General features: G+C 30.1%; 12 protein-coding genes and 1 riboswitch. Of the genes, 3 read left to right on the top strand and 9 right to left on the bottom strand.

The window, feature by feature from the left end; all coding sequences use genetic code 11:
- Positions 1-396: 396 nt before the first annotated feature.
- A complete protein-coding gene (locus tag KPL51_RS24330; protein ID WP_216162899.1) occupies positions 397-1,257 on the bottom strand; it encodes a methyl-accepting chemotaxis protein in 861 nt (286 codons plus the stop codon).
- 252 nt (positions 1,258-1,509) lie between these two features.
- Complete coding sequence (gene surE / locus KPL51_RS14270; protein WP_216162896.1) at positions 1,510-2,262, bottom strand: 5'/3'-nucleotidase SurE; 753 nt, start codon at positions 2,260-2,262, stop codon at positions 1,510-1,512.
- A 629-nt stretch (positions 2,263-2,891) separates the two neighbouring features.
- Positions 2,892-2,989, top strand: a riboswitch (glycine riboswitch).
- A 158-nt stretch (positions 2,990-3,147) separates the two neighbouring features.
- On the opposite strand from surE, the gene KPL51_RS14265 reads away from it, so the two are divergent.
- Complete coding sequence (locus KPL51_RS14265; protein ID WP_224853521.1) at positions 3,148-4,485, top strand: APC family permease; 1,338 nt, start codon at positions 3,148-3,150, stop codon at positions 4,483-4,485.
- A gap of 1,055 nt (positions 4,486-5,540) precedes the next feature.
- Here KPL51_RS14265 and pepF read toward each other — a convergent pair.
- From pepF to KPL51_RS14240, 5 genes are all read right to left on the bottom strand, one after another.
- Positions 5,541-7,340: an oligoendopeptidase F gene (gene pepF / locus KPL51_RS14260; RefSeq protein ID WP_216162893.1), complete on the bottom strand. Its 1,800-nt coding sequence runs from the start codon at positions 7,338-7,340 to the stop codon at positions 5,541-5,543.
- Between the two features lie 110 nt (positions 7,341-7,450).
- Complete coding sequence (locus tag KPL51_RS14255; protein ID WP_216162890.1) at positions 7,451-8,287, bottom strand: YjjW family glycine radical enzyme activase; 837 nt, start codon at positions 8,285-8,287, stop codon at positions 7,451-7,453.
- Entirely contained in the window at positions 8,280-9,773 is a 1,494-nt protein-coding gene (locus tag KPL51_RS14250; RefSeq protein ID WP_216162887.1) for a YjjI family glycine radical enzyme, read from the bottom strand. The genes KPL51_RS14255 and KPL51_RS14250 overlap by 8 nt, the downstream gene beginning before the upstream one ends.
- Before the next feature lie 305 nt (positions 9,774-10,078).
- The gene (locus KPL51_RS14245) at positions 10,079-11,011 is read right to left on the bottom strand and encodes an alpha/beta hydrolase (protein WP_216162884.1); all 933 of its coding nucleotides are present in this window, start codon (positions 11,009-11,011) and stop codon (positions 10,079-10,081) included.
- A gap of 643 nt (positions 11,012-11,654) precedes the next feature.
- Complete coding sequence (locus KPL51_RS14240; protein ID WP_216162881.1) at positions 11,655-13,988, bottom strand: YcdB/YcdC domain-containing protein; 2,334 nt, start codon at positions 13,986-13,988, stop codon at positions 11,655-11,657.
- A 301-nt stretch (positions 13,989-14,289) separates the two neighbouring features.
- Between KPL51_RS14240 and KPL51_RS14235 the strand changes: the two genes are divergently transcribed.
- On the top strand, positions 14,290-14,907 hold the full coding sequence (locus tag KPL51_RS14235; RefSeq protein ID WP_216162878.1) for a flavin reductase family protein: 618 nt from the start codon (positions 14,290-14,292) through the stop codon (positions 14,905-14,907).
- A 44-nt stretch (positions 14,908-14,951) separates the two neighbouring features.
- Here the strand turns inward: KPL51_RS14235 and KPL51_RS14230 are convergent, their stop codons facing one another.
- A complete protein-coding gene (locus tag KPL51_RS14230; protein ID WP_216162875.1) occupies positions 14,952-15,977 on the bottom strand; it encodes an SPFH domain-containing protein in 1,026 nt (341 codons plus the stop codon).
- A gap of 32 nt (positions 15,978-16,009) precedes the next feature.
- Positions 16,010-16,438: an NfeD family protein gene (locus KPL51_RS14225; protein ID WP_216162872.1), complete on the bottom strand. Its 429-nt coding sequence runs from the start codon at positions 16,436-16,438 to the stop codon at positions 16,010-16,012.
- Between the two features lie 449 nt (positions 16,439-16,887).
- Between KPL51_RS14225 and KPL51_RS14220 the strand changes: the two genes are divergently transcribed.
- Positions 16,888-18,798 carry an NAD(+) synthase gene (locus KPL51_RS14220; protein WP_216162869.1) on the top strand — a complete coding sequence of 637 codons (1,911 nt, stop codon included), beginning with the start codon at positions 16,888-16,890 and terminating at the stop codon, positions 18,796-18,798.
- The last annotated feature ends 42 nt before the right edge of the window (positions 18,799-18,840 follow it).

The following is an 18,840-nucleotide window of genomic DNA, read 5'->3' as shown; positions in this document are numbered from 1 at the left end:
AAAGCAAATAACCACTAGATAATTAATAGTATTATAGTTATAATTTGACTTAGGAATGCAGTTACATAAAGCTATATTTTGACGCACTACATTTAAGTATAGTCCTTAACTATTATTTTTATCTTTTACTTAACAATATTTTTGTCGTTCCAATATAATAAAAAAAATTATGGAGTAAACGCAATTATTTTTATTTCACTAAAATTGGACAAGTATTAGAAGCATGCCATTACGAGATATATAAAGTTAAAACAATTAAAATAAGTGATAAATAAATTCTTTTATAAATAAATAAATAAGTACAAGCTTTCATAGAAAACTTGTACTTATTCTAAAGGGTAAATCAAAGGATAAATAGATGTTAACCGTCCCCATCGATTTTCATTATTTATGTCCTTATAATTTACTTGCCATTTCAGCTAGAATCTCAGCACCCTTATTTAACTCTTTTACAGATTGTACTATTTGAATTAATGATTGTTCTTGTTTCTCAGATGAAGCAATTGAGGTACCAATACTTTTTTCTACTATGCCTACTGAATCCTTAATGCTTTTCAATATAGTATTAATTTCAGTTATAGATTGTGTGCTAGATCCAGATAGCTTTCTTATTTCAGTTGCTACGACCCCAAAACCCCTTCCAAGGTCACCCGCTCTAGATGCTTCTATTGCTGCATTTAGCCCAAGAAGATTGGTTTGTTTTGCTATGCCTTCAATAAAGCTAATTATTCCATCTGTATTATTGCATTGATTCGAAGTGTTTTTTACTTCCTCTACAACCTTAGTATTTATTTCTCTAATATTTTGAATATCATTATTAATTTCATTTGCCATTTTTAATATAGATGCGGTTGCATTTGATAAATCAACAGACATTTTAGTTACCCGAATACTATTTTCTAAATTTTTACCATATGATATTGCTCCTACTACTTTACCTTGCTCATCCTTTAGCGGAATTGCAACTACCCTAATACTCATATTATTATAATTATCAATTGTAAATACTTTTATTTTACCACTTTCCATGACTTCTCTTAATGCTTCACCCTTTGGAATTACTTTCCCGCTCTCTGAATATGCAGGCATGTTCTTACTTTCAACAAACTTAACAAAGTGTTGTTTATCCGTTAACGTAAAAGAAATCTCTTCTTCGAATAATGCAGGTAATTGATCTAAAATTTCCTCGAAACTTCTTATTATTCTGTGTCTATCATTTGCATTTTCAGTTTCTTTTAACGATAGTTTATTAATCACTTTATTTGCCCCCCAATATTTAGTTTAATTTTCTTGCAAAACATAAGCTACTTAAATAAAAATATAACCATTCAATCAATAATTTACTTCATATGTAAACCTTTGTTAATTTCAATACAATAATAACATAATTTGAAAGTATATAGCAAATTATCTTCCACTGTATTCAAAAATTTCTTTATCTTATGCATATTTATTTACAAAAAAGACTGCTGACATTTTAACAACAGTCTAAATTACATATTTATAAAATTAAAACCATTTACTTACATCATTTAAGATATTAAAATTAGTTAAATCATAATGAAGTGGTGTTACAGTTACATAACCTTCTTTAAAATATAACGTGTCGGAATCCTCCTCATGAACATCTTTTAATTCACCCTTTATTTCATACTGCGTTTCACCATTTTCTCCAATAGTTTCTATATAACAGTTGTTATACAATCTACTTCCAATTTTACAAACTTTAATTCCTTTTATTTCATTTCCCTTTAGAAGTGGAACATTTACATTTAACACCATATCATTCTTTACGTTATTTTTCTTAGCCATAAGAAGTATTTCTCCAGCATACTTTGATGCCATTTCATAATTTTCAATTTTTTTATTAACCTGCATAGAAATCGCCATAGATGGTACTTTATAAATAGATGCTTCAATAGCTGCAGAAACCGTACCAGAATATAGAACATCCGTACCCAAATTCAAACCTTTATTTATTCCTGATATTACCATATCTATTTTACCATCAATAAGCTTGTTAATTGCTATTTTCACACAATCCGCCGGTGTTCCATCCACACTAAAAGCTATTGATTTTAATCCTTCTAGAGCAACTTTTCTCACAATAAGTGGCCTAGAAAGAGTTATTGAATGCCCACAGGCACTTCTTTCATTATCTGGTGCTACGATAATCACTTCATGATACTTTTCTAATTCTTTCGCTAGTGCATATATCCCCTTTGCATTTATACCATCGTCATTGGTAATCAACAATCTCATTTTCATTCCTCCATTTATTCAAAGATAGTGTAAACACTATCTTTGTTTCATTCACAATAATAAATATTAATCTTTATAACTAGTTAATGTATTTTCAAATAATATATACTAAAATGATTCACTAACTTTTAACAAGATATTAGTTAGTATTTCTATCTTATATTATATATTTAATAGCAATGGATATCTATGGGCAAATAATAATTCTTATTTATATGATATATTAAAATCATTATTAAAATCATTAGTTGTTAACCGTCCCCATCTAGTTACATACACACATCTACATCTATTGATAATCATATTAGTTGTTAACCGTCCCCATGTATGTTTATGTTTACATGCATGTATGTTTATGTTTCCATGTTTGTTTTAAATATCTTAAATTCCTATATTACAAATTTAAACTTTAAATCCAATAAACAAATTCATTCCTTTTTTTAGTAAAATATTCTAAATAAATCTTGTTGACTAAATTTAAATTTGCTATTAAAATAATATAGAAATAATTAATTTTATATTTAATGGATGATAATTATTGGAGATATCCATATTGGATAACCGTAGAAGAAAGAGGAAAATCTATGCTTATGATTTTTCTCGAAACTTTCAGGTTTCATACAATAATTTGACATACCCCTGGAGAGAACACTTAAATGTGGCATCAACGGAGCAACTTAGATTATAATCTAAGGAAACTTTCAGATAAAAGGACAGGGAGTAAAAAGGCAGTGTTTTTGTTGCCATTTTGCTCCCTGTTTTTATATATTTAAATGACTTTTTTGAAGAAAATCATGCTACCCCATAATTAATAAACTTCTGAAGTCTTTAATTAATACCAATTTTCTATTATTTCAAAGCTAACAAAAGAAAGGATGATTTATTTTGGAAACATTAAAAGACTTAAATTCTATCAATAATTCACCAAAAATACTAAGAAAAGAAATCGGTTTACGCGAAGCCATTACCCTAGTTATAGGTATGGTTATAGGATCCGGAATTTTCTTTAAACCTTCCATTGTCTTTAGAAACGCAGGATCTCCAACCTTGGGAATACTTGCTTGGATAGCAGGTGGTGTTATAACTATGGCTTCTGGGCTTACTATAGCTGAAATAGCAGCAGCTATTCCCAAAACTGGAGGTATATTTATATATCTTAAAGAACTTTATGGAGAAAAATCAGCTTTTTTATTTGGTTGGGTACAAACAGTTATTTATGTACCAGGTGCTGCAGCTGCCTTAGCAATAGTCCTGGCAACTCAAGCCACTAATTTTGTACCTATGAGTGCAACTGCGCAAAAACTATTTGCAATATTAATGCTGTTTGTTATTACCATTGCAAACGTATTATCAACAAAACTTAGTGCTAAAATTCAGTTTGTTGCAACGATTGCAAAATTAATTCCGATTTTTGGTATTATCGCTTTAGGACTTATAAAAGGAACTGCTCACAGTTTTTCTCTACCAGTAGGAACTGCAGCAACCGGCGCTGGGTTTGGAGCAGCTATGCTTGGAACACTTTGGGCTTATGATGGCTGGGTGGGCGTTGGTAATATAGCAGGCGAACTTAAAAATCCTAAAAAAGACATACCAAAGTCTATAATTTTCGGAATAATTGTTATTATAACAGTATATGTTTTATTTAATTTGGCAATTATAAACGTAGTTCCTATAACAAAAGTTATAAGTTCTAATAAAGTAGCCTCTGATGTTGCAACAGTTTTATTTGGAAAATCTGGTTCATTAATTATTACCGCTATTATATTAATTTCAATTTTCGGGACATTAAATGGCTACCTAATGACAGGAGTTAGAATACCTTTTGCAATGGCTCAAGATAAACTTTTACCTTTTAATAAATTTTTAGGAAAAGTACATCCAAAATATCGAACTCCATTAAATGCTTTTGTTTTCGAGGTAGGACTTGCCTGCTTATATGTATTCAGTGGTTCCTTTGATACTTTAACTGATCTAGTTATCTTTGTTTTATGGATTTTCTTCACAATGGCAGTAGCTGGTATCTTTATATTAAGAACAAAACATAAAGATTTAGAAAGACCTTATAAAGTGCCATTTTATCCTGTAGTTCCACTTGTTGGAGTTATCGGAGGTATATATATCCTAATAAGTACACTTATGACTGACACTTCAAATGCCGTTATAGGACTTGTAATAACCTTAATAGGACTTCCTGTTTATTGGTATATTAAGAAAAATAAATAAAAAGCAGAAAAGTATATATTACTATTAATGCATAAAAACATTTGTTATCAAATGAAAATTTCTAAATGTTATATTAGCTTGACCCTTACCCAATTTACATAATATATACGTTTCTTAGCGCGGTCTAACTGAGATAAATTATATTAATAAAATACATATAAAAACCGACTTGTCTAGAAATTTCTAGATAAGTCGGTTTTTATCGCATTATTAATACTGTGTATTCCTCGGATAAGACAAAGAATACTTTGTGCAAGCTTCAATATAAGAAAAACCTACTATATAATGAGTTTTTTTTAATATATATTTTTAAAGCGGTAATAAGTAAAACAGTTGCGTATATACCCAATCCTGAAACAGTTATTAAGAATATTAAGTAGACTTAACTTAACATTATCGCCATATTTTAACCTCCTAATTTTATTTTGAGTAAATTATATGTGTTTAAATATTTATAGTTTATTTGTTTAACAAAAAAAACATAATCAATGTTAGTAGTGTAAATCTTTAATATTCATTTTCTTTTCTAATTTTTCACGGCAAGTAAAATATATGTCCATTAAATATCCTGTTAAAATATTCCATGATAAAAATGTCAAAACAGTTTGCATTATAATTTCTATAGTTGATTCCTCCCCATTAAAGTTCATATCTAAAACTAGCCTAATGGAAAAGAGACCATTAATAATTGGCAATATTAAACCGAGCCACTTATTGTATCGTTTTGACAAAAATACTTGTAGTATTATAATGCATATCAAAAACGTTATACCTATTAAAATAGTGAGTATAATTTTAATTTAAATCACTCCCCTTTTTTTATCTCCATCATCTAAAATCATTAATCCATCTGTTATTCATCTTATATTTATTTGTATAATATACAATATATGTAACATGAATGTTAAATATAATTCAATTGAGAAGACGCAAAAAACACAGGTTTTTTACACCTGTGTTTTTGTGATTTTATATTAGCAAAAGACAAGAATTTCTTAATGCAATTTCCAGTTTCAAGCTCTTTTGCAAGGCACGTAGGAGAACTCCACACTCTATTACATCTCTTTTTCAAGCATCACCAACAATTCATCAAATCTTCTTATAGTATCCTCTAAAGGTTTTGGAGTGGACATATCTACTCCAGCCTTTTTAAGTATATTTATTGGATAGTCACTTCCACCACTTTTTAAGAATCCCTTATATCTTTCTACAGCACTTTCACCTTGTTCAACTATCATTTTACTGAAAGAATTAGCTGCTGCAAAGCCTGTGGTATATTGATACACATAGAAATCATTGTAAAAATGAGGAATTCTCGACCATTCCATATCTATGCCTTCATCTACCACCATTTCTGCTCCAAAATATTTTACGTTTAAATCATGATAAATTTTACATAAATCCTCTGGAGATAATGGATTGCCACCTTCAATACTTTCATGTGTTATTTTTTCAAACTCTGCAAACATGCATTGTCTAAATACTGTAGTTCTTATTCCTTCTAATTGCTGATTTATTAAGAATAATCTTTTCTTCTTATCCTTCTCATTTTTAATTAAATAATCTATTAATAAACATTCATTAGTTATTGATGCTACTTCTGCACAGAATAATTCATATTCAGAGTATATATATGGTTGATTCTTCCTTGAATAATAAGAATGAATAGAGTGACCCATTTCATGAGCAAGTGTAGAAACATCATTCAATTGATAATTATAATTTAAAAGCACATATGGCATACTATCATAGCAACCCCAGGAATATGCCCCTGTACGTTTGCCCTTATTTTCAAATACATCTACCCAACCATCACTAATTCCTTTTTTGAATACATCTAAATACTCTTGCCCTAGCGGTTTAATACCCTCGAGTGCTAGTTTAACGGCATCTGCATACTCAATATGATCTACTTCTACATCAACTATTGGCACATACAAATCATACATATGAATTTCATCAAGCCCTAATAATTTCTTTTTAAGGCTTATATATTTGTGAAGAGAAGATAAATTATTATTTATAGTATCCACCACATTATCATAGACCTCTAATGGAATATTATTTGGCTTTAAAGAACTTTCTAATGCGCAGGTATAATTTCTTGTTTTTGCATTAAATACAAAATTCTTAATGGAAGATGTTAAAGATGTTGTTAATGTATTTTTAAATCCGCCATAGACTTTAAATAACGTATCAAAGGCATCTTTTCTTACTCTTCTATCTTTAGATTTTATAAAAGTACTATAATTTCCTTCTGTTAATTGGGTCTCATTACCACTTTCATCTTTTATACTCGGAAATACCATGTCTGCATTTGTAAGCATTCCAAATATATTTCCCGGGGCATTTAAGCAATCGCTAACAGAAGCCATGAGCTTTTCACCTTCGACACTTAAAATATGTGGCTTTTGATCTAAAATATCACTCAAATAGAATTCATATAGTTCAAGTGCTGGAAGTTTTTTAATTGCCTCATCTACAGCTCCCGCTGGTAATGATAACAATTCAGGAACAAAAAATGCTGTAATACTAGAAACTTCTGCGCCATAAGAATCAATCTTATTTTTAAGAACTTGAAACTCAGCCTTAGCAGTATCTTCATCCGCTCTTAAATGAGCATATACAAGTAATCTGTCTAAAAGCCTTTCAATCTCTACATTGCTTTCTAAAAATGCTAATAAATCCTCAGCCCGACCTAATTTTCCTGAAAATATTTGCATCTTTGGAGCTTTAGATTTTAATATTTCAAAATCTTCTTCCCAGGCCGCAGAACTCACATACATCTTATCAACTTTCCACTTATAAGTACTATTGATTTCATCTCTTGTCTTAAGTCTTTTAACCTCGCTCACTAAATTACCCTTCTTTCATTTTATAAATTTTAATCCTACTAACTTACATTAGCAGATAAATATTATAACTATATTATCATATAATTCAGAAAATTTCTACAAGCTAAAAACTATACTATAACTACATTTTTACAACCATTTTGCTCAGCTATACAACTGAGTTTCTTCATAATTTCATCATTAGGTGTGTAGCTATTTATCTTACCTCTCCTCACACCGACCTGCCTATATTTTATAAGTTTGTATCTTATATTGGGATTTAAGCTTGCAATAAATTTGCTGATATTATCTACATTATTATAATTATCTAGAATTTCTGGTACAATAACTGTTCTAATTTCATAGATTTTATTTAACTCTGCTAAATATTTTGCATTTTTTAGGACAGTAGTATTCTCCATACCCGTAAGTCCCTTATGCTCTTCATTATTATAGGACTTTATATCTACCATGGCCATATCCGTAACATCCACTAGTTCCTTATGTTCCCATAGTGGCACAGAACCATTGGTATCCACAAAACATGTTAGACCCAGCTTTTTAACTTCTGTAAAAAGCTGTATTAAAAACTCAATTTGTAGGGTACACTCCCCGCCCGAAACTGTAATTCCAGAAATGAAAGATTTATTCTTTTCTATTTCTCCTACAACTTCGCACGCAGTCATTCTTTCTGCTTTAGGAGAACTATCCCCTTTGCAAATCTTTATACACTCATCACATCTAGTGCAGGCTGTTTTATCCCATACTACGTCTGAGGCCTTAAATTCTAGTGCACTGTAATGGCAAGCACTCACACATTCTCCGCAACTATTACAAATATTTATAGTCTCTGGATTATGACAGTAAGAGCAGTTAAAATTACACCCCTCTAAAAATATAGCTGTCCTATTTCCTGGTCCATCCACAGAGCTAAAGGGAATTATTCGGTTAACTAGTCCCTTAATCATTTCTTCTTATCTTTCTCTCTAATACCTTTTGGTTCAGAACTGCCCCGAGTCCTAGTGCTACTGTATCTTGCAGTACTTGCTGCCCCTTTTGTAATTTTTCCATTTCGGATCTTTTAACAAGATAACCAGTAATCCTTATTACATCTGAGTCCGAAGCATAAGCCGAAAAATATCTCATTTGATGTTTAAAAGCACCTTTGATAATATCTAATACATATTCAGGATTACTTTTAACTGTACTATCAAAATTAAATACATCACCTATGCCTGAAGGGAAGAACTTATGGAATTTAGCTGCTTCTATTATATGCTCTGGAAGCTCAGGTTCATCACCAATTGGAATCCTGCATCCTGGGCTTACTTCTTTATCAGAATCAATACCCACTTGTGCATGTAATAAATATTTACCTTTAGATATACTGCAATGAGGATCAATATGTTTATTAACCTCAACTTCTAGCTTTTCAATAATTCTATATCCTAGGTCATTCGCTATTTTCCCATGTCCAAATCTATTCTCTAATTTAGAAGAGTCTATAAAATAATTTACACATTCAGCCAGTCCAAACATACCAAACATGCCTGTGAAGTTTTCTTTGTCTATTAATCCTTCTTTTACTAAGAAATTACTTTCAAAGAAACCGCTCTCCTCCACTAGAAATCTAATTCTTTCCTTCATGTACCCAGCCATCTTCTCTACTGCATCTGGCAATATGATATTTATAAATTCATCTTGATTGTCTGCCTTTTTAGCAAGGGCCGCCAAATTCAACCTAGATAAGGTATAACTTCCCCCACCTATAGTTAATCCATTATAGCAACTAGCTATAGCATAGTTTCCATCAAATTCCTTAGAAAACATTTCATGGTTAGCAAAACTTGGCTTTGCAGTTATTAGTGCAGTGTTAATTGCATCAATGGCAAAATCATCTGGGGTATCGGTACTATATTTTAAAGTTAAGTTAGGAATTGCGTCTTTCAGTTCTCTCTCTGCTCTTAATATTAACCTTCCTGCCTTGCTATCTTTTGGTCCTATATTTGCATGGCAAAAGGAATCTGTTATAGTTCTATCTATATGTGTTAGAAATAATTTTATAGCATGAAAAGCTTCTTCCTCATTAACCACAAAGGGTTGCAAAAGATCGTCAATATTCCCTACATATACTGGAAATGATGTAATTGATGGTACATGTCTATATAATATTAATAAACTATTTGTAGCCTCCCAAATATCCTTTGGAGGCATTAGTCCTAAAAATTCGCTGCCATTTTTCATGAATTTTTCATAATTAGGTACTATATACCTGGGTCTGTAAGGCGCATGACCTTCAAAAAGATCACATATTATTCCCTCATCCCTAAGTTTTTGAGTATCCTTTTTAATATTTAGAACATCTATACTATCTTCTGCAGCTCGTGCAAGAGTTAGTACCTTTTGCTCATAGGTTAGGGTCCCATTTTTAATAATTTCTAAAATGTTGTTCATAATAACACCATCCATCTAAATTATTTTAACCACATTTCAGAAGGGAAGGCCAACCATTTAAGCTAGTGAGTGTTAATACTCCAAGCAAAATGGAAATTAAATAATAACAAAAATTTCCTTCTAGAGTGGTTAATTTCAGCACCGAAGGTGATGATTAACCACATATTCAAATGGGTTTTTTAACATATAATAGTATAAATTCATTATATGCTGTTAATTATATTTTATATTTAATCTACTTGTTTTGCAAATTTTTATATCATTTTCGTCATAGCAGAATATAAGAAAAAAATGCTTAAACTGTATTATTTATTTATATGTGTATTAAGCCATTTCAATACATCCTCAATTACTTCTTCTTTATTAACCTCATTGAGCATCTCATGTCGTCCATCTTTATAAAGCTTATATGTTAAATCCACCACTCCATGTTCTTTATAGGTCTTAACCAACTTTAGAACACCCTTGCCATTTTTTCCTACAGGATCTTTAGCTCCTGAAAAAATATAAACAGGTAAATCTTTAGGGACATTTTTAATTTCCTTATTGTCAGCTATACTCTTAAGTCCTCCTAAAAAGTCATAGAAAAATCCCGCTGTAAAGACCGTGCCACAAAATGGGTCAGCTATATATTTATCAACTTGTTTATTATCACTACTTAACCAATCAAAAGCTGTCCTATTAGGCTTAAATGAATTGTTATAACTTCCAAAAGATAGCTTATCTAATTTATTACTTTTGCCAGCTCTTCCAATTTTCTTGATCTCGCCCTTTGCTATCATCCTTGCTATATCTACAGTAATCCCCTGCTTACCACAAGACCCTGAAATAATTGCACCATTTAATTCACTTCCATATAAACAAATATATCTTTGTGTTAAAAAGGATCCCATACTATGCCCAAACAAAAATATAGGTAAATTTTGATTTTCTTCTTTAATCCTTTCATTTAATTGATGCATATTTTGTACCATTGAATTAAAGCCATCCTCACCTAAATCCCCTAATTTGGAAACTTCTCCTGCAGTTTTCCCATGCCCTCTATGGTCATTCGCATAAACAATAAACCCATTTTTTGTTAAAGCACTTGCAAAGTCTTCATACCTTGTTGCCGTTTCTGCCATTCCATGAGCTATCTGAACTATCCCCTTAACTTGCAGCTTCTCATCTGGTAGCCATTTATATACAAATATTTCCAATCCGCCTTTGTCCACAAACTTAAAATTCTCTACTTTCATAACCCCAACCCCCTATTTATATTTTCTATATAAAAATACTACAATTAGACACAAAAACTATAAAATTCTAGTAGGATTAATTAGTTCTTTTAATACGGATGTAAATTTAAATACAAAAAACCACACATAATAAATCTATCGTTAAACAGATTCATTAGTGTGGCTCTCATTTCTCTTAGCCATATTTCATGTTTACTCTCATTAAAATTATATCACTAAAATATACATTTGCAAAGCAATATTATTTAAATAAAAATTAATTTTGCACCATAATTGCATCATATTCCACAAAAATTGCAAAAATTTACTTTTGTATCATTAACTATATTACTTCTTATCTTTAAGAACTATATATTAAGAGCCAATAAAACTATTGAAATTTCATTTAGATACTTTTTCTTAAATTGTGCTAACAAAAGTATATATTGCGCAGAAAGCATTCGAACAGGCTTTAGTAATTCTAATTTATTTTATTTACAGGTGCGTAAAGAAAAATGCATGTTTGAGCAATATAGCGAGTTTGCATTTTTTAGCAACTGCAAATAAAATAAATTTTAGAATTACTTAGCAAAGTGAGAGCATTTCCAGCAATATATACTTTTCGTGATAGCACAATATAAGAAAAACTTTTTTATTCCTTACTTTAATGCTGTGTATTCCTTACGTTGTTAAGTGCATTAAATACACCTACAGCTAATTGTTCCATTGTAGCATTATCCTTTGGCTTAAATTCGTTATTTTCTATTTTTACAAAACCAAATGCTGCTGCAATAGCTACATATCCTGAATTACCCTTACTTATTTTACTTGCATCACTATAATTAATTTTAAACAATTCACTGTGATCAGCTAGCTTGCTATAATTGGTATATTTAACCAATGTCTTAGCCAATTCTTCTTTAGTAACCAATTTATCTCCTATAAACTTCCCTGCTGAGTTCTCCATAATTCCATAGGATACAGCCATTTGAAGATATTTATAGTTTACATCAGATTTCGCAATATTTGAGAATTTCAAATCTGCTGTTTTGTCTGCCATATATGGTGTATAGCCCCTTGCATTCACTAACATTTTAATTAAGTCAATTTGAGTAATTTTTTTGTCTAATTTAAAATCAGCAGTCTCTATTAATCCTTTAGATGCTAATATACTTAACTCTTTTTCTGCCTTACTACCTTTAATTTGGGCTTTAAACAATTCTATATTTTGGTCAATATTTTCACCATTGTAATTTAAGAATTTACCAGTAAGAGCATCAATATTTGTATAGTCATACATTCCATTGTCATCATTTAGTTTATAAGCGAGTTTTATTTCTAATTCTGGTTTTTCCGGATTACTACTTTTATTTATTTGTGTATAAACTAGTACTGGTTTATACTTACTAAACAATAAGTCACTTGCATTTTTTGCACTTATAGTGTTTTTAACGTCAGGGAATTTAATAGTTTTGTCCCAATTACAATTTAAACTATTCATGTCGCCAGTTACAGCGCTGAACCCAATATTTATACTGTTTTCGTTAAATTCTATACCATTCTCAAGTCTTGTAAAGTTAAAATTATAAGATCTTTCTCCCATCTTATCATAAGCACTATAATTATAATGAATTTGCTCTGTTTTTATTTGTTTTACTTTATCAGGATAATACTTTGCAACTACTTCAATTGCCTTAGTGTATGCATCTTCCCAAGATAATTTAGCTACGAATTTTTCATTCGCATTATAATCTTCATTAGAATATTTATAAGAGTTTACTATTTCTCCAGTTAAAGCATCTATTGATATATTTCCACCTTCGTTGGATTTTCCTAGATCTCCTTTAGTGAAAGATGCATTCCACGTTTTATTACTTGAATTTCCAAGGTTCTCAGCATATTCTTGATATCCTAACCCTTGAATTGCATAACCTTCACCATAAATCTTATTTAGGAAACTCTTTATTATAGTTCCTGCTTCCTCCTCCTCTATTGACTTTTCTCTAGTTGTTACCACTTTAGCTTTATTATAAAAGTCTAATTTTTCTTTATCATTTAAATCTTTTATTACTGAGGCTCCACCATTATTAAATGGATCAATAAACTTGCCATCTTTGGCATCTAACATATTTCCTTTACTAAATTCTGGAACATATAATAATTTTACATCTCTTTTATTTTCATAATACCTATAATTTTGTGTAAATCCCATGTACCTCAAAGACATTTTAGCTTCAGTTTTAAAAGCTTCAACTGCAGTTTTAGAATCTACTATTCCTTTAATCTCTGGAAACTTTAGATTTGCATTCCAATTATTATAATAAGAAACTACCTTTCCAGATACCCCATCCACCTCTATATTAATATTATTGCCATCAAATTCTATTCCATTAACCTTACTTACATAATTAAAATTATAATTAGGTGACCCATAATTTCTTAAACTATTATAATCTTTTTTATTATATTCACTATATTTTTTAGGTTGTATTTTTTTAACAAAATCATCACTGATTTTATCTGCTTCCTTAACCGTTATTGTTGGAACTGCATTTTCTTCATTTGTCTTACGTTCATAATTACTTGCCCCAGTAACTTCACCAGTTTCAGCATTTAAGGTAACACTAATATTAATATTTTTTGACGCATTATACATATCCCAATTAATATTCCAAGAGCTACCTTTAATTCCATTATAATTTGATGTATTAAAATTACTTGTTGAGTTAAATTTACTCTCATTTATTACTGTATTAAAATAGGTTTTTATTACTCCCTTTGCAATTTCTTTTGCTTTTTCCTTTGATATTTTAACATTCTTTTCATCTTGGCTATTTGTTGTAGTCGTTGTATTTGTTGTATTCGTTGTATTGGTTGTTTTTATAATTGGTGTAATTTGTGGTTGAACCTTAGTAGTAGCACTCGCAAAAGTTGAAGTAGTCGCCGTAAATATTAATACCGATGCTAATATTATTGAAAATATTTTTTTCCTGTTCATAATAATTCCCACCTTTCAATATATAATATTTTAATAATTTAGATATCTATCTTTTGTTGAACAGTATACTTTTTATAAAAATTTTATTACTATTTATATATATTATAGACGATTACAAATTATATATAGTTACATTATAATTACATTTTTTTCCTTTTAAAATAAAATATTTTTGGCTTTGTTTCATAACTTTATAAATCTTTGAAGGTATTGTATAATGGATAGTGTTATAAAAAAATGTATAACATAAATGATATGAAAATATTTACTAGATAAGTTAACTATATAGGAGTGAAAATATATGACAAAAACTATTTTTAAAGGCAGTGCAATGTTAAACCCTGTTCCAGTAGTATTAATTACCTCAAAAAATAAAGATGGCAAAATAAATGTTTTTACAGTGGCATGGATAGGAACTGCTTGTACTAAACCACCAATGATAACTGTAGCCATAAGACCTGAAAGACTTTCCTATGAATATATAAAAGAAAGCGGTAATTTTGTAGTAAATCTACCTAATTCAAAAATGGTTAAACAAGTTGATTATTGCGGAGTACGCTCAGGTAAACAAATCGATAAAATTAAAGAGATGAACTTTACTATGGAAAGCAGCAAGGATATCACCTCGCCATTAATTTCTGAATGCCTTATATCTCTAGAATGCGTAGTTAAAAGTATTACCCCTCTAGGTACCCACGATTTGTTTTTAGCTGAAATTGTGAATACCCATGTAGATAATACCTTAATAGATTATAATGGAAAAATACATTTTGAAAGTGCTGATCTTATTACTTATTCTCATGGTGAATATTTTAGTGTTAATTCTAAGCCTTTGGGAAAATTCGGTTATTCAGTTCAGAAAAAAAGTAACAAGGACTTAAAGAAAAATAGCAAACCAAAACATAAAAATAAAGCCTGATTTCTCAGGCTTTATTTTTATGTTGAATTATTAATTAAGTTGTTTTATATTGACTTCTTATCCATTGGTATATTACCCATAGGTTTATTTTCAATTGGTACATTTACCATTGGTTTATTTTCAACATGCTTAGTCATTTTTAACATCTCGGCTATAGCTGATATACTACCTAGACTTGACAATGTTTCATTTGGAAGTATAAGTTTATTAGCTGGGTTCTTAGCCATTTCTTTAAGAGCTTCAATTTGTTTTAATGCTATTACTGTTTCGTTTGTACCTGATTCTATAATAGCTGAATTTACTTTTCTTATTGCATCTGCTTCTGCAATTGCAATAGCTTGTATAGCCTTAGCCTTACCTTCAGCTTCAAGGAGTTGTGATTCTTTCATTCCTTCTGCACGTCTAATATTTGCTTCTTTTTCAGCCTCAGCATTTAATATTTGAGCTTGTTTATGTCCTTCTGCTCTTTCAATTTGACTTTGCTTTTCACCTTCTGCTGTAAGGATAAATGCTCTCTTATCTCTCTCTGCTCTCATTTGTTTTTCCATCGCTTGTTGAATTTCATTTGGTGGAATAATATTTTTAATTTCTACAGATAATATTTTAATCCCGTAAGCATCAGTTATTTCGTCAATTATTTCAAGAAGTCTTAGGTTTATTCTATCTCTTCCTGATAATACTTCGTCTAAGGTCATATCTCCACAAATATTTCTCATATTAGTAATAGTTGAGTACACGATACCTGATTTATAATCCTCAATATTGTACACTGCATCCCTTGAATTCATAACCTTATAAAATATAACATTATCAATTGATATGTTTACATTATCCTTAGTTATAACATTTTGTGGTTGTATGTCTAATATTTGTTGCTTAGTAGAAATTCTTCTGCGAACAAAATCTGCAAATGGAATTATTAAATGCCAACCTGGCTCTAATGTCCTATGAAACTGACCAAACCTTTCTACTAAAACCACTGATCCTGTATTAACAATTTTAATAGATGATAAAAGCACAATAACTAATAGTAATAATATAAACAAACCTATAATTAATCCAAAATTCATTACAATTCCTCCTTTAAATTTTAATATATAACTTAGACTTTCGCTATTAATAATTTATTTCCTTCAATCCCAATAACTTGAACCAAGTCACCTTTTGTCAAAGGTTTCCCAACATTTTTTACAGTCCAATAAATTCCTTGGAATTTAATATTTGCTTTCACGTCTATGTCTTTTGTTATTGTAAATTCATTTCCAACATATTTTTCTTCCATAGTCAATGTTTTGCTTACGGTTTTCTTTATGGTCTTCTTAACTATAGGATATCCAATGGCCGTAGATGCTGCACTTACTGCAACAAAAATGATTGCTTGAGTACCTATTGGTGCATTAAACGCTATAGCAATTATTGCTGCAATTGCACCTATAGCAAACCATATAAACATAAAAGCACTGGTCACAATATCAATAGCTAGTGCCCCTAATGCTACAACTATCCATAATATCATTGGCGTCCATTCCATATTGTATTCCCCCTTTCAAAAATCAATTAACATAATGCGTCATAATCTATAAAATATTACCAATCGCTACTATAAGTATATATCTTTTTCACATAATATAATACAATTTTATTATTCTTTATTATTAACTTTATTATTCTTTATAATTAACTTTATTATTTAGGCTTAGAATGTCTCAAACTTCCTTTCATATATCATTAAATACCGAATCAAGTACCGGGGACAGTTAAACAACTATCTAAACAATAGTGTCATTAAGAATGCTACCAACTATTTTATTAATGATATAATTGGATAAATTAGCATTAATTAAAATAATGGTATAATAATTGTTAACCCTCTCTACTAATGAATCTAAGATAATGATATAATTTTAGTTAACATTGACTATATAAATACAAATTTACAAATACTATATTCCATAAACAAAAGAAAGGTCGTGAATTATTTTGGATACTTCTTTTATAAAGGTTTCTGCTGCTTGTCCAATTGTTAATGTAGCAGATATAGAATTTAATTTAATTAACATAAAAAGCTGCATTGAAGAATCTTTAAAACAAAAGTCAAAATTTATAGTTTTTCCAGAACTTTGTATAACTGCTTATACCTGTGCTGATTTATTTTTACAACAAGAATTACTTGAAAAATCTGAAGATGCAATCGAATCTCTGTGTGAGTTTTCTAAAGACAAAGATATATTAATTGTAGTGGGATCTCCACTATATTTTAATAATTGCCTATATAATTGTGCCTATGTAATATTTAATGGCAAACTTCTAGGAATCGTACCAAAAAGCTATATTCCAAATTACTCCGAGTTTTATGAAAAAAGATGGTTTACTGAGGGTCTTGGCCTAACATCCAAAACTGTAAATCTTTCTTTTGAAAATAGCATCCCCTTTGGAACAAATTTATTATTCACCTGCGGTAAAATTAAATTTGGTTTTGAGATTTGCGAAGATCTTTGGGTAACCATTCCTCCTAGCAGCTATTTAGCTCTTAAAGGTGCAAATATAATTGCTAATTTATCTGCCTCTAACGAACTGGTTAGTAAGGCTGATTACAGAAAATCCTTGGTTTCATCTCAGAGTGCACGATGTATGTGTTCTTATTTATATGCCTCCTCTGGTGTTTTTGAATCCTCCACGGATTTGCTTTTCAGCGGTCATCTTTTGATTAGTGAAAATGGGCTATTACTAAAAGAAAATAATAGGTTTCAAAGGGAAAATGAAATTATTACTTCTATTATTGATATAGATAAATTAAACAGTGAAAGATTAAAAAACACAAGTTTTAGAAACAGTAACGCCATATGTCCATTTGAAGTATGTGAAATACCTTTTGAATTTTTAAACACAAATTTCGGAATTTTTGATAGATATATCGATAAGCATCCCTTTGTTCCTTCTAATGAACATTTGAGAGAAATACGTTGCCAGGAAATATTTAATATTCAATCCTCAGCCCTCGCCAAAAGATTTTCTTATACTGGACTTAAAAAAGCAATAATTGGTATTTCTGGTGGGCTTGACTCGACTTTAGCACTGCTAGTTATAGTTAAAACCTTTGACATGCTAAAGTTGCCAAGAAAAAATATTATTACTATCACTATGCCTGGGTTTGGAACTACAGATAGAACCTATATGAATGCAATAAGCCTTTGTAAAAATTTAGGCACTGAGCTTAGAGAAATTAATATAGTGGATGCTTGCCTTCTACATTTTAAAGACATAAATCATCCAGCAGAAAAGCATGATGTAACTTATGAAAATGTTCAAGCAAGAGAACGAACACAAATTCTTATGGATGTTGCTAATAAAGATGGTGGTCTGTTAATAGGAACGGGAGATTTATCTGAGCTTGCCTTAGGTTGGTGCACATATAATGGAGATCATATGTCTATGTACTCTGTAAACTGCTCGATTCCTAAGACTTTAGTGAGATATTTAGTTAAATATGTAGCAGATAAAGAAGCCTCAGTGGAAGTTACAGATATCCTTTTAGACATCCTTGACACCCCTGTAAGTCCAGAACTTCTACCTAAAGATAAAAACGGTAAAATAGCTCAAAAAACCGAGGACATCGTTGGTCCATATGAACTCCATGACTTTTTCCTCTATTATTTTATGAAGCAAGGTGCTTCTCCTAGTAAAATATTATTCTTAGCTAAAGAGGCCTTTAAAACTGACTACTCCCAGGAAGAAATCGTTAAATGGCTAGATAAATTTATAAAAAGATTCTTTACTCAACAATTTAAACGTTCAGCTCTACCAGATGGTCCAAAAGTTGGAACTATAAGTGTATCTCCAAGAGGAGATCTTAGAATGCCATCTGATGCTAGCTTTAATTCTTTCCTTTAGAAATTATTGAAGGCACATAACAATTATCTATTGTTATGTGCC

It is taken from the genome of Clostridium bowmanii, from assembly GCF_018861315.1.
Taxonomy (GTDB): Bacteria; Bacillota; Clostridia; order Clostridiales; family Clostridiaceae; genus Clostridium_AD; species Clostridium_AD bowmanii.
The sequence above is the reverse complement of the archived record's forward strand: the minus strand, read 5'-3'. Positions and strand labels throughout refer to the sequence as shown.

What these genes read in the sequence shown, in the direction of transcription:
- KPL51_RS14225 (WP_216162872.1), bottom strand. Translation starts at nt 16,438, where the DNA reads ATGGAATGGACGCCAATGATATTATGGATAGTTGTAGCATTAGGGGCA.
- KPL51_RS14240 (WP_216162881.1), bottom strand. Translation starts at nt 13,988, where the DNA reads ATGAACAGGAAAAAAATATTTTCAATAATATTAGCATCGGTATTAATA.
- KPL51_RS14245 (WP_216162884.1), bottom strand. Translation starts at nt 11,011, where the DNA reads ATGAAAGTAGAGAATTTTAAGTTTGTGGACAAAGGCGGATTGGAAATA.
- KPL51_RS14230 (WP_216162875.1), bottom strand. Translation starts at nt 15,977, where the DNA reads ATGAATTTTGGATTAATTATAGGTTTGTTTATATTATTACTATTAGTT.
- KPL51_RS14250 (WP_216162887.1), bottom strand. Translation starts at nt 9,773, where the DNA reads ATGAACAACATTTTAGAAATTATTAAAAATGGGACCCTAACCTATGAG.
- surE (WP_216162896.1), bottom strand. Translation starts at nt 2,262, where the DNA reads ATGAGATTGTTGATTACCAATGACGATGGTATAAATGCAAAGGGGATA.
- KPL51_RS14235 (WP_216162878.1), top strand. Translation starts at nt 14,290, where the DNA reads ATGACAAAAACTATTTTTAAAGGCAGTGCAATGTTAAACCCTGTTCCA.
- KPL51_RS14255 (WP_216162890.1), bottom strand. Translation starts at nt 8,287, where the DNA reads ATGATTAAGGGACTAGTTAACCGAATAATTCCCTTTAGCTCTGTGGAT.